Here is a 23,924-nt window from a genome sequence, read left to right as displayed (position 1 = left end):
GAGGCGTCATGACAGCGCCGACGGACGCAGCGAGCGGCGGATCCCGGGAGCGGGAGGAACCCGTCGTCCACATACTGTGGATCAACGCCGGGCTGAGCTGCGACGGCGACTCCGTCGCGCTCACCGCGGCGACCCAGCCGAGCATCGAGGACATCGTGCTCGGCGCGCTCCCCGGGCTTCCCAAGGTGGCCGTGCACTGGCCGCTGATCGACTTCGAGTCCGGGCCGATGCAGGGCGGGGACGTCTTCATCGAGTGGTTCTTCAAGGCCAAGCGCGGCGAGCTGGACCCGTTCGTGCTGGTCGTCGAGGGCTCGATCCCGAACGAGAGGATCAAGCAGGAGGGCTACTGGTCCGGGTTCGGCAACAACCCCGAGACCGGACAGCCCATGACGACCAGCGAGTGGCTGGACCTGCTCGCGCCCAAGGCGACCGCGATCGTGTGCGCGGGCACCTGCTCGGCGTACGGGGGCATCCACGCGATGGCGGGGAACCCGACCGGGGCCATGGGCGTCGCCGACTATCTGGGCCGGGACTGGAGGTCCAAGGCGGGGCTGCCGATCGTCAACGTGCCGGGCTGCCCGGTGCAGCCGGACAACCTCTCCGAGACGCTCCTCTACCTGCTCTACCAGGTCGCCGGGCAGGCGCCGATGATCCCGCTGGACGAGGAGCTGCGCCCGACGTGGCTGTTCACCCAGACCGTGCACGAGGGGTGCGACCGGGCGGGCTACTACGAGCAGGGCCAGTTCGCCACCGAGTACGGCTCCCCGAAGTGCCTGGTCAAGATCGGCTGCTGGGGGCCGGTCGTCCGGTGCAACGTCCCCAAGCGCGGCTGGATGAACGGCATCGGCGGCTGCCCGAACGTCGGCGGCATCTGCATCGCCTGCACGATGCCGGGCTTCCCCGACAAGTTCATGCCCTTCATGGACGAGCCGCCCGGCGCCCACGTCTCCTCGGCGGTGAGCGGCGCGTACGGGACCGTCGTCCGCGCGCTGCGCGGCATCACCCTGCGGACCGTCGACAAGGAACCGAAGTGGCGCCACAAGGGGCGCGAGCTGCTGACCGGCTACAAGGCGCCCTGGAGCTGACATGACGACCTCGGAGCACAACCCCGACCTCGTGGAGATGGCCTGGGACCCCATCACCAGGATCGTCGGGAGCCTCGGCCTCTACTGCAAGATCGACTTCAAGAACCGGCAGGTCGCCGAGTGCTACAGCACCTCGTCGATCTTCCGCGGCTACAGCGTCTTCATGAAGGGCAAGGACCCGCGCGACGCCCACTTCATCACCAGCCGCATCTGCGGGATCTGCGGCGACAACCACGCGACCTGCTCGGTCTACGCGCAGAACATGGCGTACGGGGTGCGGCCCCCGGCCCTGGGCGAGTGGATCCTCAACCTCGGCGAGGCCGCCGAGTACATGTTCGACCACAACCTCTACCAGGAGAACCTGGTGGGGGTCGACTACTGCGAGAAGATGGTCCGCGAGACCAACCCCGGGGTGCTGGCGATGGCCGAGCGCACCGAGGCGCCGCACGCGGGCGACCACGGCTACCGGACCATCGCCGACATCATGCGCTCGCTGAACCCGCTGGAGGGCGAGTTCTACCGCGAGGCGCTGGCGGTGAGCCGCCTCACCCGCGAGATGTTCTGCCTGATGGAGGGCAGGCACGTCCACCCCTCGACGCTCTACCCGGGCGGGGTGGGCACGGTCGCGACGGTGCAGCTGTTCACCGACTACCTGACCCGGCTGATGCGCTACGTCGAGTTCATGAAGCGGGTCGTGCCCATGCACGACGACCTGTTCGACTTCTTCTACCAGGCGCTGCCCGGCTACGAGGAGGTCGGCCGCAGGCGGGTGCTGCTCGGCTGCTGGGGGAGCTTCCAGGACCCCGAGCACTGCGACTTCACCTACCGGAACATGAGCGCCTGGGGCCGGGAGATGTTCGTCACGCCGGGCGTGATCGTCGACGGCGGGCTGGTCACCGACGACCTGGTCGACATCAACCTCGGCATCCGGATCCTGCTGGGCAGCTCCTACTACGACGACTGGCAGGACCAGGAGCCGTTCGTCACCCACGATCCGCTGGGCAACCCGGTCGACATCCGGCACCCGTGGAACCAGCACACCATCCCGCACCCGCAGAAACGCGACTTCGGCGGCAGGTACAGCTGGGTCATGTCGCCCCGCTGGTTCGACGGGGAGGACGCGCTCGCGCTCGACACCGGCGGCGGGCCCATCGCCAGGCTCTGGTCGACGGCGCTGTCCGGCAGGGTCGACATCGGCTACGTCGAGTCCACCGGCCACAGCGTGCGGATCAACCTGCCGAAGACGGCGCTGAGGCCGGAGAAGACGTTCGAGTGGAAGATTCCCGAGTTCAAGGGGCAGCCGCTGTCCAACGCCCTGGAGCGCAACCGGGCCCGCACCTACTTCCAGGCCTACGCGGCGGCGTGCGCGCTCTACTTCGTCGAGCGGGGCCTGGCCGAGGTCCGGGCGGGCCGCACCCAGACCTGGGAGCCGTTCACGGTCCCCGACGAGGCGATCGGCTGCGGCTTCACCGAGGCCGTGCGGGGCGTGCTCTCCCACCACATGGTGATCAGGAACGGGAAGATCGCCAACTACCACCCGTACCCGCCGACGCCCTGGAACGCCAGCGTCCGCGACGTGCACGGCACCCCGGGGCCGTACGAGGACGCGGTGCAGAACACGCCCATCTTCGAGGAGAACCCGCCCGCGGACTTCAAGGGCATCGACATCATGCGCGCCGTGCGGAGCTTCGACCCGTGCCTGCCGTGCGGGGTGCACATGTACCTCGGCGGTGGCGAGGAGCTGCGCAGGGTGCACACCCCCCACGCCTTCGGCACCACGTGAGCCGACCGTTTCCCGGCACCGGAAGGGGGACCCGGGCAGATGCCGCAAGCCCATGACGTCCGGGCGACGGGCGATCGCGTCGAGGCGCTGATCGCCGACCTCGGCGCGCTGAGCGACGCCGTGACGCGCGCCAAGGCCGAGGACCTCGTACGGGCCCTCCTCGATCTGTACGGCGCCGGTCTGGAGCGCGTCATCGAGATCGTCGTCGAGGCCGAGGCCGCCGAGGTGCTGGGCCGCATGGCCGGTGACCCGCTCGTGTCCGGGCTGCTGGTCCTGCACGACCTGCACCCGCTGACCACGGCCGAACGCGTCCGCGACGCGCTGGACGCCGTACGCCCCCACCTGGGGTCGCACGAGGGCGGCGTGGAGCTGCTCGGGGTGGGCGAGGACGGGATCGTGCGGCTCCGCCTGGAGGGGGCCTGCCACGGCTGCCCGTCCTCGGCGCTCACCGTGACCGACGCCATCGAACGGGCCATCGCCCAGGCGGCGCCCGAGGTGTCGGGCGTGGAGGTCGAGGGGGTCGAAGGGGTCGAGGGGGTGAGCGGCGGGCGGCCGGGGGTGCTGCAGATCCAGCGCCGCCCGCCCGGCCCGTGCCCGGTGCCCGGACAGACACCGGTTCCGGGCGCGGGATTGGCCTCGGGACCGGCCGCAGGATCGGCTGCGGGATCGGCCACGGCTCCGGTCTCGGTCTCGGGATCGAACCCGGCTCCGGCTCCGGCTCCGGTTTCGGGACCGGGATCGGGGCCCGCGCGGGAGCAGGAGCGGGTGTCGTGAGGGCCACCGGGTTGCGCAGGTTCCGCGAGCCGCCCCGGGCGGGCCGGTCCGGCGAGTCGCGGGTGACGCTCTGCGAGGTGTGCGCGGCCCCCGCGGGCGAGGACCACGGCCACGTCGTGAACGTCGAGAGACGGCGGCTGCTGTGCGCCTGCCGGGCCTGCCACCTGCTGTTCACCGGCGACACGTCAGACCGGGCACGCTACCGGGCCGTCCCGCGACGCTACCTGCACGACCCGCGTTTCCTGCTGGACGCGGCCGACTGGGACGAGATGCGGATCCCGGTCCGCACGGCCTTCTTCCTCCGCGACTCCGCGACGGATCGGACCGTGGCGTTCTACCCGAGCCCGGCCGGGGCCACCGAGTCGCCGCTGCCGCCGGAGACGTGGGAACGCGTTCTGGCGGCCAACCCGGCGATGGCCGGTGTCCGGCCCGACGTGGAGGCGCTCCTGGTGGACCGCCGCCCCGACGGCGGCTTCGCCTGCCACCTGGTCCCGATCGACGCCTGCTACGAGCTGGTCGGCCTGATCCGGCTGCACTGGAAGGGCTTCGACGGCGGCCGGGAGGCGCGGGAGGCCGTCGAGGGGTTCTTCGCCGGGCTGCGCGAGCGCAGCCGGACCGTAACGCCCGTCCGGGACGGCGAGGACCGTGGCAGCCAGCCGCCCGCCCCGGACGGCAAGAGCCGTGACAACCAGACCGCACCGCCCATCCGAGACGGCGAGGACCGTGACAACCAGACCGCACCGCCCGTCCGAGACGGCAAGAACCGTGACAGCCAGGCCGTAACGCCCGTCCCGGACGGCGAGGACCGTGACAGCCGCACCGTACCGCCCGGCCCGGGGGGTGACGACGGTGGATGAGCTCGCGTTCGGCTGTGTGGGCGTGCGGGCGGAGGCGTACGCGGCCTTCCCGACGCTGGTCTTCCGGCTGCGCGTCACCGACCCCTCCCCCGAGGGGGTGCACACCGTCGCGCTGCGCTGCCAGATCCGGGTGGAACCCCAGCTGCGGCGCTACGAGGACACCGAGGCGGAGCTGCTCGGCGACCTGTTCGGGGACCCGGCCCGATGGGGCGACACGCTGAGACCGCTGCGGTTCGCCGACGTCTCCGTCATGGTCCCGGCGTTCACCGGAAACACCGAGATCGACGTACCGGTGCCGTGCGGCTACGACCTGGAGGTCTCGGCGGGCCGGTACTTCGCCGCCCTGGACGACGGCGAGATCCCGATGCTCATGCTCTTCAGCGGCACGGTGTTCGCCAGGGCGCCGGGCGGCTTCTCGGTGAGCCAGGTGCCCTGGCACCGCGAGGCCCGCTGCCGGCTGCCGGTGGCGGTGTGGCGGGAGCTGATGGACCGATACTTCCCGGACTCGGGCTGGCTGCGGCTGCGCCGCGACACGCTGCGGGAACTCAGCGGGTTCAAGTCCGGGCACGCCCTGGCGACCTGGGACGAGACCCTGGAACTACTGCTCAAGGAGACCCGGCGATGAGCGTTCCGATGGACATCGCGCGACGGGTGGCGGACGCGGTGCTCTACGAGGGCTACCTCCTCTACCCCTACCGCGCCTCGTCGGCCAAGAACCAGGTGCGCTGGCAGTTCGGGGTGCTCGTACCGCCGGGGTTCACCGCGACCGCCGAGCATCCGGCCAGTGTGACCGAGTGCCTCCTGGAAGGGGCCACGTACGCCGTCGCGCACCTGAACCTGCGTTTCCTGCACGTCAGGACGCGCGGCGTCGAGCGCGCCGAGGACGACGGCTACTGGCCGGTCCAGCAGCTGCGGAACGGCCACCGGACCTACCTCACCTTCGACGAGGCGACCGAGCGGGAGGCGGAGGTGACCCTCCCCGTCGCCGGCCTGCTCGGCGCCCCCGAGCGGGTGATCGAGGTACGGATCCCCGGGGACCGCGTGGTCGAGCCGATCGTGGCGCCGTCCGGGGAGGTGATAGGGCGCCTCGTCTCCGAGCACCTGCCGCTGCGCGCCGCGCTCCGGGTCTCCGCCGAGCTGCTGCCCGGACCGTACGGCCTGGTCAAGCTGCGCGCCCGGGTGGAGAACACCGACGACTGGCAACCGCTGGGCGCGCCGCGCGAGCAGGCACTGCGGCACTCGCTGGTCTCGGCGCACCTGATCATCGCGGTGACCGCCGGGGCCTTCGTCTCCCTGCTCGACCCGCCGGAATGGGCGCGGCCCGCCGTGCAGACCTGCCGCAACGAGCACACCTGGCCGGTGCTCGTGGGCGAGCCCGGCCACCGGGACGTCGTGCTCTCCTCGCCGATCATCCTCTACGACCACCCGGACGTCGCGCCGGAGAGCCCCGGCCCCCTGTTCGACTCCACGGAGATCGACGAGATGCTCCACCTGCGCACGCTCACCCTCACCGACGAGGAGACCCTGGAGGCGAGGGAGACCGACCCCCGGGTGGCCGAGCTCATCGACATGGTCGGCAGCATGCCGCCCGAGCTGCTGGAACGGCTCCACGGCGCGATCCGCTCGGTGGAGGCGGCCGGTGACCGGTCTCCTCCCGTCCCCCCGGAGACCGGAGACCCGCCGAACCGGGAGGAGGCACCCGTGCCCTGGTGGGATCCGGCCGATGACACCGGGGTCTCCCCGGAGACCGACAGCGTGACGGTCGCCGGGGTGGCCGTATCCAGGGGCAGCAGGGTGCGGCTGGTGCCCGGCTGGCGGCGCGCCGACGCCCACGACATGTTCCTGACCGGCCGGACCGCTCGCGTCGAGGCCGTCCTCCTCGACCTCGACGGCGCCTGCCACCTGGCCGTCACCCTCGACGACGACCCGGGTGCCGACCTGCGCCGCTCGCACGGCCGCTTCCTCTACTTCGCCCCCGACGAGGTCGAGCCGCTCACGGACGGCTCGCCGGATCCCGCCCCCGACGGGCCGACCGGGCACGAACCGGCATCGGAATCGGCTCCGGGACCGGAATCGGCGGGGAAACCGGCTCCGGAGAGGTCGGCCTCCGAGGGATCGGCCGGAGGCCCGCGCCACGACCGCCCGCTCGGCGGCGACGGCGGCGGGGAGGTGGGCGCGTGAGGATCCTGGTGGCCGGGGTGGGGAACGTCTTCCTCGGCGACGACGGCTTCGGGGTCGCGGTGGTCAGGCACCTGGCCGGAGCCGACCTGCCCGGCGGGGTCGAGGTGCGCGACTTCGGCATCCGGGGCATCCACCTGGCGTACGAGCTGACCGGCGGGGGTTACGACACCGCGATCCTGGTCGACGCGGTCTCCCGCGACGGCCCGCCCGGCACCCTGTACGTCCTCGAACCGTCGGCGGGCGCCGCGCCGGGGTCCTTCGTCGACGCGCACGCGATGACGCCCGAGAGCGTGCTCTCGCTGGCGGGCACGCTCGGCGGCCAGACCGGCCGCGTCCTGCTCGTCGGCTGCCAGCCCGCCGACACCTCGCCGGGCATGGAGCTCAGCGCGCCGGTCGCGGACGCCGTCGGCGTCGCGGCGGACCTGGTCACCGAGCTCGCGGGACAACAGGTCGCGACGGCCGTCGCCGTCGCGGGTCACGAGGAGGAACGGACATGCTGAGACGCCTGCTGGCCGGGGCCGTGCTGGCGGGGGTGGCCGTACTGGTCTACCAGTCGCTCCCCGACATCAAGCGCTATCTGAGGATGCGGAACATGTAGCGGGCCCACCCCGGAGAGCCGGGGACGCGCGCCCCGGCGGACCAGGGACCACTCCCGGACGGATCACCTCCGATGACGGCCCGCCGGAACGACAAAAACCCCTCAACGCGCACCAATGCGAAGCGACGCGAACCAACACGAAGAGAGAGAACGATCATGCATGAATTCGGGATCGCCGAGGCGATCCTCATCGCGGTGGAGAGACGCGCGGACGGCAGACGGGTGCGGCGGGCGCGAGTCCACGCGGGCGCCCTGCTCCGCGTCACGGAACCGGGGATCAACCAGGCGTTCTCCTCGATCTCCGAAGGGTCCGTGGCCGAGGACGCCCACGTGGAGCTGGTCATCGTCCCCGTGCGGATGACCTGCCGCTCCTGCGGGAGCACGTCCACCTCCGTCGAGCCCTTCGCCGTCTGCGCGGGATGCGGCGACACCGATATCGACACCGAGGGCGGCGACGACCTCCTCCTCGAATCCATCCAGATGGCGGAGGCCTCTCATGTGCCTGGGCATTCCCGGCGAGATCGTGGAAATCCTGTCGGATCATCCTGACCTGGCCATGGTCGACGTCTGCGGCGTGAAGCGCGCGATCAACATCGGCCTGCTCGAAGGGCAACTCGTCGTGCCCGGGGACTGGATCCTCATCCACGTCGGGTTCGCGATGTCGAAGATCGACGAGGTGGAGGCCAGGGCCGCGCTCGACTTCCTCGAGAGCATCGGCCAGGCGTACGAGGACGAGATCGCGGCCCTCCGGGAATCCACGATCGGAGAGGGGTGAGGGCCGATGCGTTTCGTCGACGAGTACCGCGACGCCGAGAAGGCCCGGACGCTCGCCGCGCGGATCGCCGCGCTGTGCGAGCCCGGCCGCGACTACAAGTTCATGGAGGTGTGCGGCGGGCACACCCACACGATCTACAAGCACGGCCTGGAGGACTACCTGCCCGAGGCCGTCACCCTGGTGCACGGTCCCGGCTGCCCGGTCTGCGTCATCCCCATGGGACGGGTGGACGACGCCATCCACATCGCCGAGCAGCCGGACGTGATCATGACGTCGTTCGGCGACATGATGCGGGTGCCCGGCGGGAACGGCTCGTTCCTCGACGCCAAGGCGCGGGGAGCCGACATCCGGATGGTGTACTCCCCGCTGGACGCCCTGAAGATCGCCCGGAAGAACCCCGGCAGGCGGGTGGTCTTCATGGCCATCGGGTTCGAGACCACCGCGCCCTCGACGGCGATGACGGTCCTGCGCGCCGAGGCCGAGGGGATCGGGAACTTCTCGGTCTTCTGCAACCACGTGACGATCATCCCCGCCATCAAGGCGATCCTGGACTCCCCCGACCTGCGCCTGGACGGGTTCATCGGGCCGGGCCACGTCTCCACCGTGATCGGCTGCCGGCCGTACGGGTTCGTCGCGCGCGCCTACGGCAGGCCCCTGGTGGTGGCCGGTTTCGAGCCGCTGGACGTGCTGCACACGGTCTACCGCATCCTCGTACAGCTGTCCGAGGGCCGTTCCGAGGTGGAGAACCAGTACGCCCGGGTGGTCCCGTGGGACGGCAACCCCAAGGCCCTGCGCGTCATCGGCCAGGTGATGGAGCTGCGGCCGTACTTCGAGTGGCGGGGGCTGGGCTTCATCTCGCAGTCGGCGCTCAGGCTCACGGAGCGGTACGCCGCCTTCGACGCCGAACGGATCTTCCGGATTCCGGGCGGGCGGGTGGCCGACCCGAAGGCGTGCCAGTGCGGCGAGGTGCTCAAGGGAGTGCTCAAGCCCTGGGAGTGCAAGGTGTTCGGCACCGCGTGCACCCCGGAGACACCGATCGGCACGTGCATGGTGTCGTCCGAGGGCGCCTGCGCGGCCTACTACGACTTCGGCCGCTTCTCGCGCGAGCGCGTCAAGGAGGCGACCCGGAGGTGAGCGACGGGAGAGACGGCACCGGCCGGGGCGGGGACCACGGCGTACGCGAGATGGACCCTCCGAGATCACCCGGTGTCGAGCCGCAGGCAGCGGACCCGAAAGACCTGAGAAACATGAGGGAAAGGGAGCGCGACCGGGAGCGGCAGGTGCTGGACCGGATCGAGCGGGTGCGGCGGCGCGGGGCGCGCGTGCGGGAGGACCGCGTCACCCTGGCGCACGGCGCGGGCGGCAAGGCCACGCACACCCTGATCGAGGCGGTGTTCCTGGAGTCGTTCCGCAACCCGATGCTGGAGCTCCTGGAGGACGGCGCGGTCGCCGACGGGCTCGCCTTCACCACCGACGCGTTCGTGGTCACGCCGCTGTTCTTCCCGGGCGGCGACATCGGCGACCTCGCGGTCAACGGCACCGTCAACGACCTGGCCATGTGCGGGGCCCGCCCTCGTTACCTCTCGGCCGGATTCATCCTCGAAGAGGGCTTCCCCGTCGCCGACCTGCGGCGCGTCGCCGCCTCGATGGCCGAGGCCGCGCGGGCGGCGGGCGTGTGGATCGTCACCGGCGACACCAAGGTCGTGGAGCGGGGCAAGGCGGACGGCTGTTACGTCACCACCTCCGGCATCGGGACGCTCGACCGGCCCGTCCGCCTGAGCGCGGCCTCCGCGCGGCCGGGAGACGCGGTCATCGTGTCGGGGCCGATCGGCGAACACGGGATCACCGTCATGCTCGCCCGGGGGGAACTCGACATCGAGGCCGACCTCCGCTCCGACACCGCTCCGCTCAACACCCTCGTCGACGCGCTGCTGGACGCCTGCGGCGGCGGCACGGACGGCACCGGCACCGGCACCGGCAGTGGCGGCAACGGCGGCGGCGCGGTGCGCTGTCTGCGCGACGCGACCCGGGGCGGGGTGGCGACGGTCGTCAACGAGATAGCGGAGGCCTCGCGGGTCGCCGTCATCCTCGACGAGGACGCGGTGCCGGTCCGTCCCGCCGTACGGGGGGCGTGCGAGCTGCTGGGGATCGACCCGCTCTACGTCGCCTGCGAGGGGCGGATGGTCGCGGTGGTGGCCGGGGACTCCGCCGACGCGGCGCTGGCCGCCCTCCGCTCCCACCCGCTCGGCTCCGAGGCGGCGATCATCGGGCGGATCAACGACGACCCGCCGGGACTGGTCCTGCTCAGGACCTCCTTCGGCGGCACCCGCATCGTCGACCTGCTGGTCGGCGACCCGCTACCGAGAATCTGCTGAGTGACCGGCGAATCCAGGGGGACCGGACATGAACGACAAACGCGAACCCGGCCGCAAGGGCCGGAGCGGCAGGGGCGGCCGCGGCGAGACGGCGAGGCAGGGCCGCTCCCGCGACGCGGGCCACGCGAGCGAGGAGGTCGTACGGTCGGGCAACCTGGCCTTCGGCCCCCCTCCGGAAGGCAAGGGGCCGCCCCGCGTGATATCCGACGCGGAGCGCGGGGGCGTCTCCGCCACCGACACCGAGGCCCGGTCCCCGCTGGGCGTCGGCACCAGCGAGAACCGCGGCGCCGAGAAGACCGCCTCCCGGAAGAAGGAGCGGGGCCGCGAGAAGGTCGGCACCGACGAGAGGGGGCGCCCCTACGGCGTCTCCCGCCCCGAGGACGCCACCGGCGTCAGCCCGCGGAAACCCGCCCGGCGCCCAGGCTGACCGGCCGGGCTGGTCGGTTGGGCTGACCGCCCAGGCTCGGCCGGGCTGACCGCCCAGAGCTGAACGTTCAGGCTGATCGGCCGGGCTGACCACCCAGGCTGACCGTCCAGGCCGGTCGGCCGGGCTGACCGTCCAGGCTCGGCCGGGCTGATCAGCCGCGCTAGCGGGGGAAGACGATCGTCTTGTGGCCGTCGAGCAGGACGCGCTGCTGGGTGTGCCAGCGGACGGCCCGCGCCAGGGCCTGGCACTCGACGTCGCGGCCGATGGCGGCGAGGTCCTCCGCGGAGTGGGTGTGGTTGACCCGGGCGACCTCCTGCTCGATGATCGGGCCCTCGTCGAGGTCGGCGGTCACGTAGTGGGCGGTCGCGCCGATCAGCTTCACGCCGCGGGAGTGTGCCTGGTGGTAGGGCTTGGCGCCCTTGAACGACGGCAGGAACGAGTGGTGAATGTTGATCACGTTGCCCGCGAGCTTCACGCAGAGGTCCTCCGACAGCACCTGCATGTAGCGGGCGAGCACCACCAGATCGGCCCGGTAGTGGTCGACCAGCGTCAGGATCTCCTGCTCCTGCCTGGGCTTGGTCTCGGAGGTGACCGGCAGGTGGTGATAGTCGATGCCGTACGACTGGGTCAGCGGCCGCAGGTCCGGGTGGTTGGAGACGACCGCGACGATCTCGATGTCGAGCAGGCCCGAGCGCATCCGGTAGAGGAGATCGTTCAGGCAGTGGCCGAACTTACTGACCATCACCAGCACGCGCGGCTTGACCGAGACGTCCCGCAGCTTGAAGTCCATCCCGAACTCGGGGGCGAGCGCGGCGAAGGCCTCGCGCAGCTTCCCGTCGGGCAGCGTGGAGGCGAACTGCACCCGCATGAAGAACCGCTCGGACACGACGTCCCCGAACTGCTGGCTCTCGATGATGTTGCATCCCCGCCCGGCCAGGAGACCGGAGACCGCGGCCACCACGCCGGGACGGTCCGGGCAGGACAGCGTCAACACAAACTCGGCCCTGGAACTCATGCCTTCACCCTTGAGCTTGAGAGGTCGGATCGTACGGTGCTTCCACCTGACGTGGGCAGAGTACAGCGAATCCCCACGCCACACCCGGCGGTCCGGCACGTGGCGGGCCAGGAGACGCCATGGCCGCCGGAAGCCCGCGACCGGCGGGTGGTAGCGTCCCTGGCCTATGGACGACCCTCAGCCGAACGCCAGGCCCGCGGCCCGGGTGATCTGTGTGGACGGGTCCGGCCGGGTGCTGCTCATGCACTGGCGCGACCCCTCCGGCGGCCGGGGCCTGTGGGAGCCGCCGGGCGGCGGGATCGACCCGGGCGAGACCCCCCTCGACGCCGCGCGGCGCGAGCTCACCGAGGAGACGGGCCTGCCGGGCGAGGCGGTACTGGACCGGTGGGTGCCGGTGCGCCGGGACTTCCACTGGATCGGCGTCCACTACGTCAAGACCGAGCGGTTCTATCTCGCCAGGTTCGAAGGCACCCCCGAGGTGGGCGCGGGGGCGTTCACCGCCGAGGAGAACATCACCTACCTGGGGTACGGCTGGTTCTCACCGGCGGAGATGGCCGATCTCCCCGACTTCCTGGAGCCCCCGGACCTGCCGGAGGTCGTCTCCCGGATCGTCCGCCTGGGGTGACCCGGCCGGGACCGAGGACGCGGCCAAGAGCGGGGACACACTCAAGAGCGGGGACGCGGCCGGGACCGAGGACGCCATCGGGGCCGAGGACAAGACCGAGACCGAGGACGCGATCGGGGCCGAGGACGAGACCGGGGCCGAATGCGCAGGGGCGGCCGAATGCGCAGGGCGTGAAAAGCCCGCGCGGTCCCCGATCCGCGAGATCGAGGACCGCCTGCCGTCAGAGGCCGATTCTCCCGGCCGGAAAGAATCTCATCCCTTGTGGATGGCGCTGGCGACGCCACCGAGCCTGGACACGCCGGTTTTGTGGACAATGATCTTTTTCATCGCACTCACCAGATGAATAGCGGTAGGTACGAAGAACAATTTTTCGCACATTTCCGGAATAAGCAACACTTAGCAGTAAAGCTATCTAAATTTCAGATCATTTAGTTAAAGAGGACATAGCGGCTACCAGGTCTTTTTCTCCGTAAATCACCACACATCCCCCTCGCTCTTCCCGGCGAATCTCGCGCCACCCGAACTTGCGATAGAGCTCCATCGCCGCGAGCTGATTCAGGGTGGTGTCACCGCGAAGGCGTGCGTAACCGAGCTCCAGGGCCCGCGCCTCCAGGGCGAGGACCATCTGGGCGCCGAAACCGCGACGCTGGAACTCCGGGTGGACTCGCATGCGGCACATCTCGGCGGTCTGGTCGTCGACGCGGCGGAGACCGCCCATCGTGGCGACGCGCCCGTCGGGCATCTCCCCCACGAGGAACTCACCCCGGTCGGCGAGGTAGATCTCGTGGATCCTCGGGAAGTCGTCCTCGTAGTAGACGCCGTCTCCCGGCGCGAGACCGACCTGGGCGAGGCATATCTGGTGGAGCGCCCAGACGGCGTCGAGGTCGGACCAGCGATAACGCCGAAGCCTCGGCTTCAACTGCCACTCCTGTCGGCCACCGGATCCTCCGTCGACGCGCTGCGGCTGCGCAGCGATTCCATGTAGGTCTTGAGCTTGGGATGGCCGGGTGCCTTCCCCTCGACCTGTTTGCCCACCTCGTGGGCGCGCTGCATGAGGATGTCGGGCCGGCAGGCCTCGTCGAGACCCGAGACCGTACGCTGGGCGATCTCCAGCGCCTCGTCCACGTCACCCTCAAGGATCTTGCACTGGGCCCGGTCGAACCTGATGAAGGTCGGGTCGAGCCAGTCGGTCGGACCGTACTTGGTGAGCGCCTGTTCCAGGATGAGGTCGGCCTCCATCGCCTGCCCGAGCTTGACCAGCGCGTCTCCCTGGTGGAAGTAGAGCTGGCGCTCGGTGTAGCCGAAGGTCGAGTCGTCCTGGTCCGCGGCGGTCATCTGGGAGAAGGCCGCCCTCGCCCTCGACAGCGCCCGTTTCGCCTGGTCCACCACGTCCTTCTTGCCCGAGCCCGACATCATCGCGAGCGCGCGGGCCTCGACCACCGGGGCCATCGCCTGGGCCGCGCAGGGCGTCTGCCCGGCCAGGTCACGGCTCTTCCTGGCGAGGTTGAGCGCCTCGCGCGGATCGCCGTAGTAGAGCGGGACCAGGGACTCCCTGGCGATGACCCACGCCCTCAGCGCCCGGTCGCCGGTCTCGTCCGCCGCGGTCCTGCCGGTCCTGAAGAAGGACCGGGCGAGCCGGTGGTCACCGAGGTTGACCATGATCATGCCGGTCAGACCGGCGAGCTGCGCCGCCATGCGGCAGAGTCGTTCCTGCAGGTCGACCGGCTGGCGCCGCTCCATGGCCTTGCGCACCGCGGCGAACTCGAGCATCACGTCGCACAGCAGCCTGAGCGGGGCGGTGTTCGCGTACTGGCGGCCGAGGCCGACCGTGGATTCCTCCCATTGGTCGAGCATCGCGGGCGAGACGGTGGCCGAGACCAGCGTGTCGTCCATCCTCCTGCGCATGCTCTCCACCGATCCGAGCACCTGCCCGTCCAGCGCGATGGCACTGCCGCCCAGGAGTTGTAAAAGCGTCCTCCGTAGCACGTTCTCGTCCTCCTCACCCCCGTCCGCGGAATACTCGAGGCCGATCGGCTGGATCAGCAGCTCACGCGGACCAGGGGACGTGTCGGGTCTTCCATCCTGGAGATCACCCCGGACGACACCGGGCATCTTGTGGCCGTGGCCGCAGATGCACGGGCCGTCGTACCCGAGGGAGGCGGGTTCGACCCGGTAGGCGGAGCACAGGTAGTGCAGGTATTCGGGACCGGGCCGCTTCAGCCCGCTCTCGTACGCGGACAGGAGCGTCTCGCCGATGCCGGGGGCCGCCTTGCCGTCGCGCTCGAACAGCGCCCGTATCTGCTCGATGACGTCCGCGAGAGCGACGCCGTGCGCGAGGCGGTGACCTTTAATGCGAGTGGTCCCGAATTGCGAACTGCACTTTTCGTAGATTTCCTCGGCTATCTGCGCCGAGGACTTCCCGGCGGCCAGGCCACGGGCCCGGACCTGCCTCGCTAACTCTGTCTCCCTGTGCTGCCTGCCGGACATACCGGCCCCTCTCTCGTGGCCAGCCGGGCTGGCTGGCACACTGGTCCCGACCGGTCCTCTCTCCCTTGACTCAGTGTGATCTTTCCGTCGCACTGCGCCTACCGAGAATGATGGACCACGTTTGACTCATCCGGAACACGCTAATAAAGCCGCTGGCTAAGAATCGTCCCCCGAGGGACTGTTTCTTTCAACCTACTTGGCACATCGCCCACCCTGAACTGGGTTTTCCCCGAATTGACCCGTAGGGCCACCGTGAGTCATCTTTGGCGAGCAGCACCGTAAGCGTGATCGGACGAACACGATTCGGTGCCGGCAAGCCGAGACCACGAGGAGGGACGAGGTGGGTGAGGACGATTTCCGGCACCTTGAGCGGCTGGTGACGGAGCTTGACTGCCGCGGGCTGCACGCCCGCGTGGTGCGGACCCACTCGGGCCGCGCGTTCGTGCGCGTGATCAATCCGAAGGCGACCAGCCTGGCGGAGAACGTCACCTGCCGCGCGCAGGCCGCCGCCCCCAGCCATCGGGATTGGTACTACTGGTGGTCCTGGGGTGAACGAATGCACACGGCGGAGGACCCCGCCGGTGCCGCGACCAAGGTCGCACGCGTACTCGCCGCGGTAGGAGAGTGAGGTGAGCGGCACACCGGGCCTTCACCCGCCCGGTGTGCCGCGCCTGCCGCGGCTCGGCGGAGCCGGCGGGGTGACCGGTGCGGAGCGTCCTCGGACGCTGGGCACCCCGCCGGCTCCGAATCGACCGGCCGACACGCGCGAACTCCCACCTGCGGAAACGGCGGGAACGCCGGAAAGAGCGGCCGGAACGCGAAGGCTCTCGCGAGCCGGAACCCACGAACTGCTGTAAAGCACAGGCTGCCGTCCGGTCTCTCGTCCGGGCGGTGACCGGAGGGATCCCTTTCGGGAACGGTACGGGACACGCTTCCGGGTGCGTGTCCCGTCCGGGTCGTCCCGTCACCGGGGCATCCGGGTCCGCCCCCGCGGCCCTAGACCAGGATGTCCCCGTCTTCCCCGGCGTGATGTGACGGAGGCCGGTTCGATCGGCAATATGGATGGGTCGCACGACTCATCCGGTCCGCCGGTCGAACCGATCCGAGAGGGATCCACTCCGTGTTCCTGCTTTCCCCCACGCCCACCCCCACCCCCAGCGCCACCCCGACCTCAGGTCCGGGAGTCGTCGTCGACAACCTTCTCGACATGAGCGCTGGCTTAACACAGGGGTGCGGGAACGGCGGTGGGGTAATCTGCGACTTCGTGAAGATGCTCGTGCCCGCGGCCGTCGACTGGGTGGCCCCCGTGATCGCGGGGCTGATCGCCATCACGCTGGTCGTGGTCATCGCGCTGATCCTGCGCAACGTGGCGCACCGGCTGATCGGCCGGGTGGTGCGCCGGGCGTCCACCGAGCGCGCGTCCCTGGCGGGGCGGCTGCGCGGCAGGGAGACGGTCACCCCCGAGGGCCTCGACGCGATCGTGGCCGAGCGGCGCAGGCAGCGGGCCGAGACCATCGGCTCGGTGCTCAGGCACATCGCCTCGATCATCATCATGGGCACCGCCGTGCTGACCGTCCTCGAACGCCTCTCCGTCCCCATCGCCCCCCTGCTGACCAGCGTCGGCATCCTGGGCGTGGCGATCGGCTTCGGCGCCCAGGAGCTCGTCAAGGACTTCATCGCCGGCATGTTCATGCTCCTGGAGGACCAGTACGGCGTGGGCGACGTGATCGACGCGGGCGCGGCGATCGGCACCGTGGAGGCGGTCACCCTGCGCATCACCCGCCTGCGCGACGCCGACGGCCGGGTCTGGTACATCCGCAACGGCACGATCACCCGGGTCGGCAACGAGTCGCAGGGCTGGTCGCGCGCCACGGTCGACGTGCCGGTGGCGTACGCCTCCGAGATCCCGGTGGTCCGCGACCTGCTCAAGGAGGTCGCCGACGAGATGTGGAACGAGCCCGCCTTCCGCGACTCGATCATCGTCGAGGAGCCGCAGGTCTGGGGCATCGAGCAGATCTCCGACACGGCCATCATCTTCCGGGTCAGCGCCAAGACCATCCCCTCCCGGCAGGCGGAGGTCGCCCGGGAGCTGCGCCTTCGGATCAAGTCCGCCCTCGACCGGGCCGACATCACGATCGCCGCCTGACGTCAATTAGGCTGGAGCCGTGTCCGCTACCCCCGAGGAATCCGAGTCCTTCTACGACGCCGTCGGCGGCGAGGAAGCCTTCAGGCGTCTGGTGCACCACTTCTACCAGGGAGTGGCGGCCGACCCGATCCTCCTGCCGCTGTACCCCGAGGACGACCTCGAAGGCGCCGAGGAGCGGCTCCGCCTGTTCCTTATCCAATACTGGGGTGGTCCCAACACCTACAGCACGCAGCGGGGCCACCCCCGGCTGCGGATGCGGCACAACCCGTTCGTCATCCGCTCGGCCGAGCGCGACGCCTGGCTCCGGCGGATGCACGACGCGGTGGTCTCCCTGGAGCTCCCCGACGACCTGGAGAAGCGTCTCTGGGACTATCTCGTGTACGCGGCGCACAGCATGGTCAACGCCCCCGACGCGTGAGCCGGCCTTCGATCGGCACGTGAGTCCCGGCCCGGTCAGGGTCCCCGGCGCGCAGGTCACCGCGTGACCACGGTCCCCGGCACCACCGGGTGACCGGGGATCACGACGCGCGGACCGGCGCGTGTCGACGCCCCCGGCGCACGAACCCCGCACGGCCGGGGGCCGCGACGCATAAACACCACCGAGCGGGGGCAACCCATGCACATGGAAACCCCCTGGTGGCGTGACGCCGTCGTCTACGAGATCTACGTTCGCAGCTTCGCCGACGCCTCCGGAGACGGCGTCGGCGACCTGCCCGGCATCAGGCAGCGCCTGCCGTACCTCGCCGAACTCGGCGTGGACGCGATCTGGCTGACCCCCTTCTACCGCTCTCCCATGGCCGACGGCGGCTACGACGTCGCCGACTACCGCGACGTCGACCCGCTCTTCGGCACGCTCGCCGACTTCGACGAGCTCGTCTCCGAGGCGCACCGGCTCGGGCTTCGGGTGATCGTCGACATCGTCCCGAACCACAGCTCCTCCGCCCACGAGTGGTTCCAGGCCGCGCTGCGGGGCGAGGGACGCGACCGCTACGTCTTCCGCGACGGCGGGGACCTGCCGCCCAACAACTGGCAGTCGACCTTCAGCGGCCCGGCCTGGAGCAAGACGCCCGACGGGCAGTGGTATCTCCACCTCTTCGCCCCCGAGCAGCCCGACTTCAACTGGCGCAACCCCGAGGTGCACTCCGAATTCCTGGACGTGCTGCGCTTCTGGCTCGACCGGGGGGTGGACGGGTTCAGGATCGACGTGGCGATGGGCCTGTACAAGGCCGAGGGGCTGCCGGACACCCCGCCGGAGGGCCAGGCCTTCAAGGCCGAGTCGCCGATCTGGGGGCGGCCGGAGGTGCACGAGGTCTACCGCGAGTGGCGCAAGGTGCTCGACTCCTACGAGGGCGAGCGGATGGCGATCGGCGAGGTCTGGACCGACTCCGCCGAGGATCTCGCGCTGTACGTCCGCCCCGACGAGCTGCACCAGAGCTTCAACTTCGCCTGGCTGGAGGCGCCCTGGTCCGGGCCCGCGTTCAAGAAGATCATCGATGACACGCTGGCCGCCGTGACCGCTCCGACCTGGGTGCTTTCCAACCACGACGTGATCCGCCACGTGACCCGGTACGGCGGCGGCCTGCCCAACTCCACGACGGGCCTCTCCCGGGCCCGTGCGGCCCTGCTCGCGATGCTCGCCCTGCCGGGCTCGGCATATCTCTACCAGGGGGAGGAACTAGGCCTCCCCGAGGTGAAGGATCTTCCCCCGGAGGCCCGTCAGGACCCCATCTTCGCCCGTTCCAAGGGAGAGCTGCCCGGCCGCGACGGCTGCCGGGTCCCCCTCCCCTGGTCCGGCGTGGCCGAGCCCTACGGCTTCTCGCCCGAGGGGACACGCCCCTGGCTGCCCCAGCCGGTCGAGTGGGTCGTGCTCTCCGCCGAGCGCCAGGCGAACGACCCGGGCTCGACGCTGAGCTTCTACCAGGAGGCCCTGCGCGCCCGCCGCGAGCTGCGCGGCACGCTGCCCGACGAGATCACCTGGCTGGACGCCCCCGAGGACGCCCTCATCTTCAGCCGGGGTGCCCTGACCTGCGTCATCAACTGCGGTTCCGAGCCGGTGCAACTGCCGCCGCACGAGCGCGTCCTGATCGGCAGCGCCCCGGTGGACGGTCACCTGCTCCTGCCGGACACCGCGGCCTGGCTGTACACCCCCGACGCCTGAGGTTCCCGGTGCGGCCGCCCTTTTAAGGGCGGCCGCACCGGACAGGCGAACACGACCCGGCCACCGCTCCCCGGTCCCGGTCCCGGTCCCGTTGCCGGCCCCGGTCTCAGGCGTCGGCGAACCTGCTCAGATAGGCGAGCTCGTCCCGGTCGAACCGTCGCGGGGCGGCCCTCGCCACGTCGTAGGCCACGAGCACCGAGCGGGCCTTGACGAAGATCTCCTCATCGTCACGGATCTCGTACGCGAGGGTGAACCGCACCGGCCGGATCTCCGTCACCCACGACTCCACCCGGACCGGATCGGGACGGAAGGTGAGGGGACGCAGGTAGTCGACCTCGTGCCGGGCGATCACGAGCCCCTTGAACGGCTCGGTGCCCTCGCGGTGGGGGTCGACATGGAACAGCGCCAGCCGCGCGTCCTCCAGGTAGTCGAGAAACCGCACGTTGTTGACGTGTCCCAGCGAGTCGATGTCGGCGAACCTGACGGCCCTGGGGAACACATGCCGGTGACCACGGCCGACGCCGTCCGCGATTCTCTGTCCAAACACACCCAGAACCGTAGCGAGCCCCCGGCGCCCGCCGCACGGCGGGGCATCGGGGGCTCGTCAGGGAACGCGCCGGTCACTCCCGGCCGGGACCGCGCCCGTCGCGGGCGGGCCCGGACCGGAGACCTGTCCGTTCCCGGTCTCCGGGACCGGGATCAGTCGCGGGTGAGCTTGCGGTAGGTGACGCGGTGCGGCCGGGCCGCGTCGGCACCCAGGCGCTCGATTTTGTTCTTCTCGTAGTCGGCGTAGTTGCCCTCGAACCAGAACCAGTTGGAGCCCTCTTCCCAGGCGAGGATGTGGGTCGCGATGCGGTCGAGGAACCACCGGTCGTGCGAGGTGATGACCGCGCAGCCCGGGAACTCCAGCAGCGCGTTCTCCAGGCTGGAGAGCGTCTCGGTGTCGAGGTCGTTGGTGGGCTCGTCGAGCAGCAGCACGTTGCCACCCTGCTTGAGGGTGAGCGCCAGGTTGAGCCGGTTGCGCTCTCCGCCGGACAGGATGCCCGCCTTCTTCTGCTGGTCCGGGCCCTTGAACCCGAACGCGGCGATGTAGGCGCGGGACGGCATCTCGACCTGGCCGACCTTGATGTAGTCGAGCCCGTCGGAGACGACCTCCCAGACGTTCTTCTTCGGGTCGATCCCGCCCCGGCTCTGGTCGGCGTAGGAGAGCTTGACGGTGTCGCCGATGACGATCTCACCGCCGTCGGGCGTCTCGCTGCCGGTGATCATGCGGAACAGGGTCGTCTTTCCGACACCGTTCGGGCCGATGATGCCGACGATGCCGTTACGCGGGAGGTCGAAGGAGAGGCCCTCCATCAGGACCCGCTCCTCGAAGCCCTTGGTGAGCTTCTCGGACCGGATGACCGTGGTCCCCAGGCGCGGGCCCGGCGGGATCTGGATCTCCTCGAAGTCGAGCTTGCGGTGCTTGTCGGCCTCGGCGGCCATCTCCTCGTAGCGCTCCAGACGCGCCCGGCTCTTGGTCTGGCGGGCCCTGGCGTTGGAGCGGACCCACACCAGCTCCTCCTCCAGGCGCTTCTTGCGCTTGGCGTCCTTCTGGCCCTCGAGCTTGAGCCGCGCCGCCTTGGCCTCCAGGTAGGTGGAGTAATTGCCCTCGTAGGGGTGGCAGCGGCCCCGGTCGAGCTCCAGGATCCAGTTGGCCACATTGTCCAGGAAGTAGCGGTCGTGGGTGACGGCCAGGACGGTGCCCGGGTATTTCTCCAGGTGCGACTCGAGCCACTGGACACTCTCGGCGTCGAGGTGGTTGGTGGGCTCGTCGAGCAGCAGCAGGTCGGGCTGCTCCAGGAGCAGCTTGCAGAGGGCGACCCGGCGGCGCTCGCCACCGGAGAGCTGGGTGACCTCGGACTCCGGCGGGGGGCAGCGGAGGGCGTCCATCGCCTGCTCCAGCTGGCTGTCGAGATCCCAGCCGTTGCGGTGGTCGAGGGCGTCCTGGAGCTTGCCCATCTCGTTGAGGAGCTCGTCGCTGTAGTCGGTGGCCATCAGCTCGGCGATCTCGTTGAAGCGGTCGAGCATCGCCTTGGTCTCGGCGACACCCTCTTCGACGTTGCCGAGGACGGTCTTGGATTCGTTGAGGGGGGGCTCCTGCTGGAGCATGCCGACGGTGAAGCCGGGCATGAGCCGGGCGTCGCCGTTGGACGGCTGCTCCAGGCCCGCCATCATCTTCAGCAGCGTCGACTTTCCGGTGCCGTTGGGGCCCAGGACACCGATCTTGGCGCCCGGCAGGAACGACAGCGTCACGTCGTCGAGGACGACCTTGTCGCCGTGCGCCTTGCGCACGCGCTGCAGTGTGTAGATGTACTCCGGCATGCCTTTAGTTTAGGGCCTGGGGAGTTCAGCTATGGGCGACCCGGGACAGGGCTTGGGAGTTGGGCGGGAGTTCAGCCGGGAGCGGCCTCGGATCCCGGCCTGCGGGCCGGGGGCACGACGGTGGCGGGCAGGCAGATCTGGTCGCGGCCGAGCTCCTTCGCACGGTAAAGAGCGAGGTCGGCCGCGGCGAGCAGCTCGATCAGGTCGTCTCCGTGCACACTCATGATCGCGACACCGACCGAGATGGTCACGGTGATCATGTTCTCGTCGGCGGGGACCGCCATCCGCCCCACCCGGGAGCGCAGCCGCTCGGCGACCCTGCGGGCCTCGGTCACGTCGGCCCTGGGCAGCAGGACGACGAACTCCTCGCCGCCGAACCGGCCCACCACGTCGTAGTCGCGCAGCTGGCTGCGGATGGTGTCGGCCACCCCGACGAGCACCTGGTCGCCTATCAGGTGGCCGTAGGTGTCGTTGACCCTCTTGAAATGGTCGATGTCGACGATCAGCAGCGCGAGCGTCTCCCCCGTGCGGCGCGCCCTGACGATCTCGGTGTCGGCCTCTCTTTGCCAGGCCGCGGCGTTCAGCAGGCCTGTCTTGAGGTCGGTGCGGGCCGCCGCCTGGAGCTGGGCGTGCAGCAGGCTGCGCTGCAGCAGCACCACCGGGGGCAGCGCCAGGACGAGCAGGGCCAGGTTGAGCCCGCAGGTGATGGAGACGAGGACGCCGAGACAGAGCTCGACGACGTCGAGGAGCAGGTTCTCCCGGTTCCAAAGGACCTCCCGCCAGCGGCTGTCGGGGTCGGCGGTGTGCGCGGCGACGGCGATCAGCGCGGTGTTGATCACCGTGAACAGGACCGCGCAGCCGACGGCCACGAGGATCGGCCCTCCCTCGCCCCTGGTCAGCGCGTTCAGGTCGCCGACCACGGCGTGGAAGAGCAGGGAGGCCGCGCATCCGGCCAGGCCGATCGCCGCGGAGCTGACGACCCGCCGGTAGACCACCGTCGCGCGCACCCGCTTCTGCAGCAGGAACTGGAGCGGGATGGGCGCCAGGAGCGCGTAGAGGGGCGGGAGGAGCAGTGCGGCGGGCAGCCACCAGGCGGAGAGCAGATCACGGTAGACGCCCGCGGGCATGCCGAGTCTCCGGGTGGCCTCGATGCACACGGCTCCGCACGCCATCAGCGCGGTGAAGGTCAGCACATCGGACCAGTGGAAAACACCGGATATCGAGAAGAACACGATCGCGGCGAGATCCAGCGCTACTATCCCGCAGAGGTAGCCGACCAGCGGGCGACGCTGCCCCAGCAGGGGCCACCGATCGACCAAGGGTGTCATGCCGTCGCGCGGTTTGACCGACGTGTGACTGGGAGCCGCCATGTCGTCCCCCTCTCCGACTAACGATGTGTAACACAATAGTTGCGGAGTGTGCGACGCGCGATGGTAACCGCTACCTTTGACAGAGTGAGTCAGCCCACCGGCTGACCCACGTCTTGGAAACCGCTCGCTCGCGAGCGGGCCGTGTGGGAAAGGAGCAAGCCATGCTGCGGGGCGTGACCTGGACCTAACAGGTGTCTCGGCATCTGACACGGGCAAGACCATCGGCCGGTTTCTCGGCGTCACCGCGCTGTCGCGGCGAGACACCGACCGCGTCCGGCCGATGCCCCCTCACTCAGCCCGCACCAGGCCCCTCTCCACGAGGCCCCTGCTCCGTCAGACGCTCTCCCCCACCTCCCCCACGCGAAAACCCCCATCTCCCGCCTCCCCAACCCCTCGTTTCCCCTCTTCACCTCTCGTCTCCTCTTTTCACTCCTCGTTTCTCGCCTCTCTCCGCCCCCCTTCGCCCCCGCTCCCCTCTACACCCCTCGTTCCCCCTCCTCGCCCCTCCTTCGCCCCCGTTCCCCTCTTCGCCCTCGCTCCCCTCCTTCGTTCTCCCCCTGCCCCTGTCTTGCCTCTCTGCGACCCCTCCGCTTCATCTCGCCCCCTTCCAGCCCGCTTCGCCTCTCGCCTGCCTCTTGGGCCCTGCGGCTTCTTCCCTCGACCTGTCTCGCCTTTCTCCTGGGCCTTCGTGTCATCCTTCGGCCCGTGGTCACCTGCCCTCGCTCAGCTCCCTGCCTGTGACCGGCCCCCTCCGCCCGGATTGGCACTTCCTCCGCTCGAACCGGCATCACCTTCGCTCGAACCGGTACCGCCTCCGCCTGAACGGCAGCGCCCTAGCGCGAGCCGGCATCCTCTGTCTGACCCGGCATCACCCCCGCCCGAACCCTTTCCGTGCCGGCGGTCC

24 protein-coding genes are annotated in these 23,924 nt (G+C 70.2%); 18 read left to right on the top strand and 6 right to left on the bottom strand.

What is annotated here, in order from left to right; all coding sequences use genetic code 11:
* The first annotated feature begins 8 nt into the window (after positions 1-8).
* From ABT053_RS09080 to ABT053_RS09025, 13 genes are all read left to right on the top strand, one after another.
* Entirely contained in the window at positions 9-1,085 is a 1,077-nt protein-coding gene (locus ABT053_RS09080; protein WP_350968361.1) for an NADH-quinone oxidoreductase subunit B family protein, read from the top strand.
* 1 nt (position 1,086) lies between these two features.
* A complete protein-coding gene (locus ABT053_RS09075) occupies positions 1,087-2,868 on the top strand; it encodes a nickel-dependent hydrogenase large subunit (RefSeq protein WP_350968360.1) in 1,782 nt (593 codons plus the stop codon).
* A 39-nt stretch (positions 2,869-2,907) separates the two neighbouring features.
* Positions 2,908-3,642, top strand: a complete 735-nt coding sequence (locus tag ABT053_RS09070) for a NifU family protein (RefSeq protein ID WP_350968359.1) — start codon at positions 2,908-2,910, stop codon at positions 3,640-3,642.
* Positions 3,639-4,499, top strand: a complete 861-nt coding sequence (locus tag ABT053_RS09065) for a DUF5947 family protein (protein ID WP_350968358.1) — start codon at positions 3,639-3,641, stop codon at positions 4,497-4,499. The genes ABT053_RS09070 and ABT053_RS09065 overlap by 4 nt, the downstream gene beginning before the upstream one ends.
* Entirely contained in the window at positions 4,492-5,124 is a 633-nt protein-coding gene (locus tag ABT053_RS09060; protein ID WP_350968357.1) for a DUF6084 family protein, read from the top strand. The genes ABT053_RS09065 and ABT053_RS09060 overlap by 8 nt, the downstream gene beginning before the upstream one ends.
* Positions 5,121-6,680 carry a hypothetical protein gene (locus tag ABT053_RS09055; RefSeq protein ID WP_350968356.1) on the top strand — a complete coding sequence of 520 codons (1,560 nt, stop codon included), beginning with the start codon at positions 5,121-5,123 and terminating at the stop codon, positions 6,678-6,680. The genes ABT053_RS09060 and ABT053_RS09055 overlap by 4 nt, the downstream gene beginning before the upstream one ends.
* Positions 6,677-7,180: a hydrogenase maturation protease gene (locus ABT053_RS09050; RefSeq protein WP_350968355.1), complete on the top strand. Its 504-nt coding sequence runs from the start codon at positions 6,677-6,679 to the stop codon at positions 7,178-7,180. Before ABT053_RS09055 ends, ABT053_RS09050 begins: the two co-directional genes overlap by 4 nt.
* A complete protein-coding gene (locus ABT053_RS43440) occupies positions 7,174-7,278 on the top strand; it encodes a DUF6893 family small protein (RefSeq protein WP_502991712.1) in 105 nt (34 codons plus the stop codon). The genes ABT053_RS09050 and ABT053_RS43440 overlap by 7 nt, the downstream gene beginning before the upstream one ends.
* 156 nt (positions 7,279-7,434) lie before the next feature.
* On the top strand, positions 7,435-7,827 hold the full coding sequence (locus tag ABT053_RS09045) for a hydrogenase maturation nickel metallochaperone HypA/HybF (protein ID WP_350968354.1): 393 nt from the start codon (positions 7,435-7,437) through the stop codon (positions 7,825-7,827).
* A complete protein-coding gene (locus ABT053_RS09040; protein ID WP_350968353.1) occupies positions 7,802-8,053 on the top strand; it encodes a HypC/HybG/HupF family hydrogenase formation chaperone in 252 nt (83 codons plus the stop codon). Before ABT053_RS09045 ends, ABT053_RS09040 begins: the two co-directional genes overlap by 26 nt.
* Before the next feature lie 6 nt (positions 8,054-8,059).
* Positions 8,060-9,187: a hydrogenase formation protein HypD gene (gene hypD, locus ABT053_RS09035; protein WP_350968352.1), complete on the top strand. Its 1,128-nt coding sequence runs from the start codon at positions 8,060-8,062 to the stop codon at positions 9,185-9,187.
* Positions 9,184-10,428, top strand: a complete 1,245-nt coding sequence (gene hypE, locus ABT053_RS09030; RefSeq protein ID WP_350968351.1) for a hydrogenase expression/formation protein HypE — start codon at positions 9,184-9,186, stop codon at positions 10,426-10,428. The genes hypD and hypE overlap by 4 nt, the downstream gene beginning before the upstream one ends.
* A 28-nt stretch (positions 10,429-10,456) precedes the next feature.
* A complete protein-coding gene (locus tag ABT053_RS09025) occupies positions 10,457-10,855 on the top strand; it encodes a hypothetical protein (RefSeq protein ID WP_350968350.1) in 399 nt (132 codons plus the stop codon).
* A 160-nt stretch (positions 10,856-11,015) separates the two neighbouring features.
* On the opposite strand, the gene purU is transcribed toward ABT053_RS09025, so the two are convergent.
* Positions 11,016-11,870, bottom strand: a complete 855-nt coding sequence (purU, locus tag ABT053_RS09020; RefSeq protein WP_350968349.1) for a formyltetrahydrofolate deformylase — start codon at positions 11,868-11,870, stop codon at positions 11,016-11,018.
* Between the two features lie 166 nt (positions 11,871-12,036).
* Between purU and ABT053_RS09015 the strand changes: the two genes are divergently transcribed.
* Entirely contained in the window at positions 12,037-12,495 is a 459-nt protein-coding gene (locus ABT053_RS09015; RefSeq protein ID WP_350968348.1) for an NUDIX hydrolase, read from the top strand.
* 424 nt (positions 12,496-12,919) lie between these two features.
* Here ABT053_RS09015 and ABT053_RS09010 read toward each other — a convergent pair whose 3' ends face one another.
* Positions 12,920-13,414 (bottom strand): GNAT family N-acetyltransferase, encoded by a 495-nt coding sequence (locus tag ABT053_RS09010; protein WP_350968347.1) that lies wholly within the window; start codon positions 13,412-13,414, stop codon positions 12,920-12,922.
* Positions 13,411-14,982 carry an NsdA family TPR-like regulatory protein gene (locus ABT053_RS09005; RefSeq protein ID WP_350968346.1) on the bottom strand — a complete coding sequence of 524 codons (1,572 nt, stop codon included), beginning with the start codon at positions 14,980-14,982 and terminating at the stop codon, positions 13,411-13,413. Before ABT053_RS09005 ends, ABT053_RS09010 begins: the two co-directional genes overlap by 4 nt.
* Before the next feature lie 340 nt (positions 14,983-15,322).
* On the opposite strand from ABT053_RS09005, the gene ABT053_RS09000 reads away from it, so the two are divergent.
* The 4 genes from ABT053_RS09000 (at position 15,323) to ABT053_RS08985 (ending at position 19,286) form a co-directional block, all read left to right on the top strand.
* A complete protein-coding gene (locus ABT053_RS09000) occupies positions 15,323-15,610 on the top strand; it encodes a hypothetical protein (protein ID WP_350968345.1) in 288 nt (95 codons plus the stop codon).
* Positions 15,611-16,252: 642 nt separating this feature from the next.
* Positions 16,253-17,128, top strand: coding sequence for a mechanosensitive ion channel family protein (locus ABT053_RS08995; protein ID WP_350968408.1), 876 nt, complete (start codon positions 16,253-16,255; stop codon positions 17,126-17,128).
* A 19-nt stretch (positions 17,129-17,147) separates the two neighbouring features.
* Positions 17,148-17,546 (top strand): globin, encoded by a 399-nt coding sequence (locus ABT053_RS08990; RefSeq protein ID WP_350968344.1) that lies wholly within the window; start codon positions 17,148-17,150, stop codon positions 17,544-17,546.
* 204 nt (positions 17,547-17,750) lie between these two features.
* Positions 17,751-19,286: a glycoside hydrolase family 13 protein gene (locus tag ABT053_RS08985; protein WP_350968343.1), complete on the top strand. Its 1,536-nt coding sequence runs from the start codon at positions 17,751-17,753 to the stop codon at positions 19,284-19,286.
* A gap of 106 nt (positions 19,287-19,392) precedes the next feature.
* Here ABT053_RS08985 and ABT053_RS08980 read toward each other — a convergent pair whose 3' ends face one another.
* The 3 genes from ABT053_RS08980 to ABT053_RS08970 all read right to left on the bottom strand — a co-directional run bounded on the left by ABT053_RS08980 (position 19,393) and on the right by ABT053_RS08970 (position 22,978).
* Entirely contained in the window at positions 19,393-19,833 is a 441-nt protein-coding gene (locus ABT053_RS08980) for an acyl-CoA thioesterase (RefSeq protein ID WP_350968342.1), read from the bottom strand.
* Positions 19,834-19,985: 152 nt separating this feature from the next.
* Positions 19,986-21,650 (bottom strand): energy-dependent translational throttle protein EttA, encoded by a 1,665-nt coding sequence (gene ettA / locus ABT053_RS08975; RefSeq protein WP_350968341.1) that lies wholly within the window; start codon positions 21,648-21,650, stop codon positions 19,986-19,988.
* A 71-nt stretch (positions 21,651-21,721) separates the two neighbouring features.
* Positions 21,722-22,978: a GGDEF domain-containing protein gene (locus ABT053_RS08970; RefSeq protein WP_350968340.1), complete on the bottom strand. Its 1,257-nt coding sequence runs from the start codon at positions 22,976-22,978 to the stop codon at positions 21,722-21,724.
* Positions 22,979-23,924: the final 946 nt, after the last annotated feature.

The sequence above is a fragment of the Streptosporangium sp. NPDC002524 genome, from assembly GCF_040295985.1.
Lineage (GTDB): Bacteria > Actinomycetota > Actinomycetes > Streptosporangiales > Streptosporangiaceae > Streptosporangium.
The sequence above is the reverse complement of the archived record's forward strand: the minus strand, read 5'-3'. Positions and strand labels throughout refer to the sequence as shown.

What these genes read in the sequence shown, in the direction of transcription:
- ABT053_RS09080 (WP_350968361.1), top strand. Translation starts at nt 9, where the DNA reads ATGACAGCGCCGACGGACGCAGCGAGCGGCGGATCCCGGGAGCGGGAG.
- ABT053_RS09075 (WP_350968360.1), top strand. Translation starts at nt 1,087, where the DNA reads ATGACGACCTCGGAGCACAACCCCGACCTCGTGGAGATGGCCTGGGAC.
- ABT053_RS09070 (WP_350968359.1), top strand. Translation starts at nt 2,908, where the DNA reads ATGCCGCAAGCCCATGACGTCCGGGCGACGGGCGATCGCGTCGAGGCG.
- ABT053_RS09055 (WP_350968356.1), top strand. Translation starts at nt 5,121, where the DNA reads ATGAGCGTTCCGATGGACATCGCGCGACGGGTGGCGGACGCGGTGCTC.
- ABT053_RS43440 (WP_502991712.1), top strand. Translation starts at nt 7,174, where the DNA reads ATGCTGAGACGCCTGCTGGCCGGGGCCGTGCTGGCGGGGGTGGCCGTA.
- ABT053_RS09045 (WP_350968354.1), top strand. Translation starts at nt 7,435, where the DNA reads ATGCATGAATTCGGGATCGCCGAGGCGATCCTCATCGCGGTGGAGAGA.
- hypD (WP_350968352.1), top strand. Translation starts at nt 8,060, where the DNA reads ATGCGTTTCGTCGACGAGTACCGCGACGCCGAGAAGGCCCGGACGCTC.
- ABT053_RS09025 (WP_350968350.1), top strand. Translation starts at nt 10,457, where the DNA reads ATGAACGACAAACGCGAACCCGGCCGCAAGGGCCGGAGCGGCAGGGGC.
- purU (WP_350968349.1), bottom strand. Translation starts at nt 11,870, where the DNA reads ATGAGTTCCAGGGCCGAGTTTGTGTTGACGCTGTCCTGCCCGGACCGT.
- ABT053_RS09015 (WP_350968348.1), top strand. Translation starts at nt 12,037, where the DNA reads ATGGACGACCCTCAGCCGAACGCCAGGCCCGCGGCCCGGGTGATCTGT.
- ABT053_RS09005 (WP_350968346.1), bottom strand. Translation starts at nt 14,982, where the DNA reads ATGTCCGGCAGGCAGCACAGGGAGACAGAGTTAGCGAGGCAGGTCCGG.
- ABT053_RS08995 (WP_350968408.1), top strand. Translation starts at nt 16,253, where the DNA reads ATGCTCGTGCCCGCGGCCGTCGACTGGGTGGCCCCCGTGATCGCGGGG.
- ABT053_RS08985 (WP_350968343.1), top strand. Translation starts at nt 17,751, where the DNA reads ATGGAAACCCCCTGGTGGCGTGACGCCGTCGTCTACGAGATCTACGTT.
- ettA (WP_350968341.1), bottom strand. Translation starts at nt 21,650, where the DNA reads ATGCCGGAGTACATCTACACACTGCAGCGCGTGCGCAAGGCGCACGGC.
- ABT053_RS08970 (WP_350968340.1), bottom strand. Translation starts at nt 22,978, where the DNA reads ATGACACCCTTGGTCGATCGGTGGCCCCTGCTGGGGCAGCGTCGCCCG.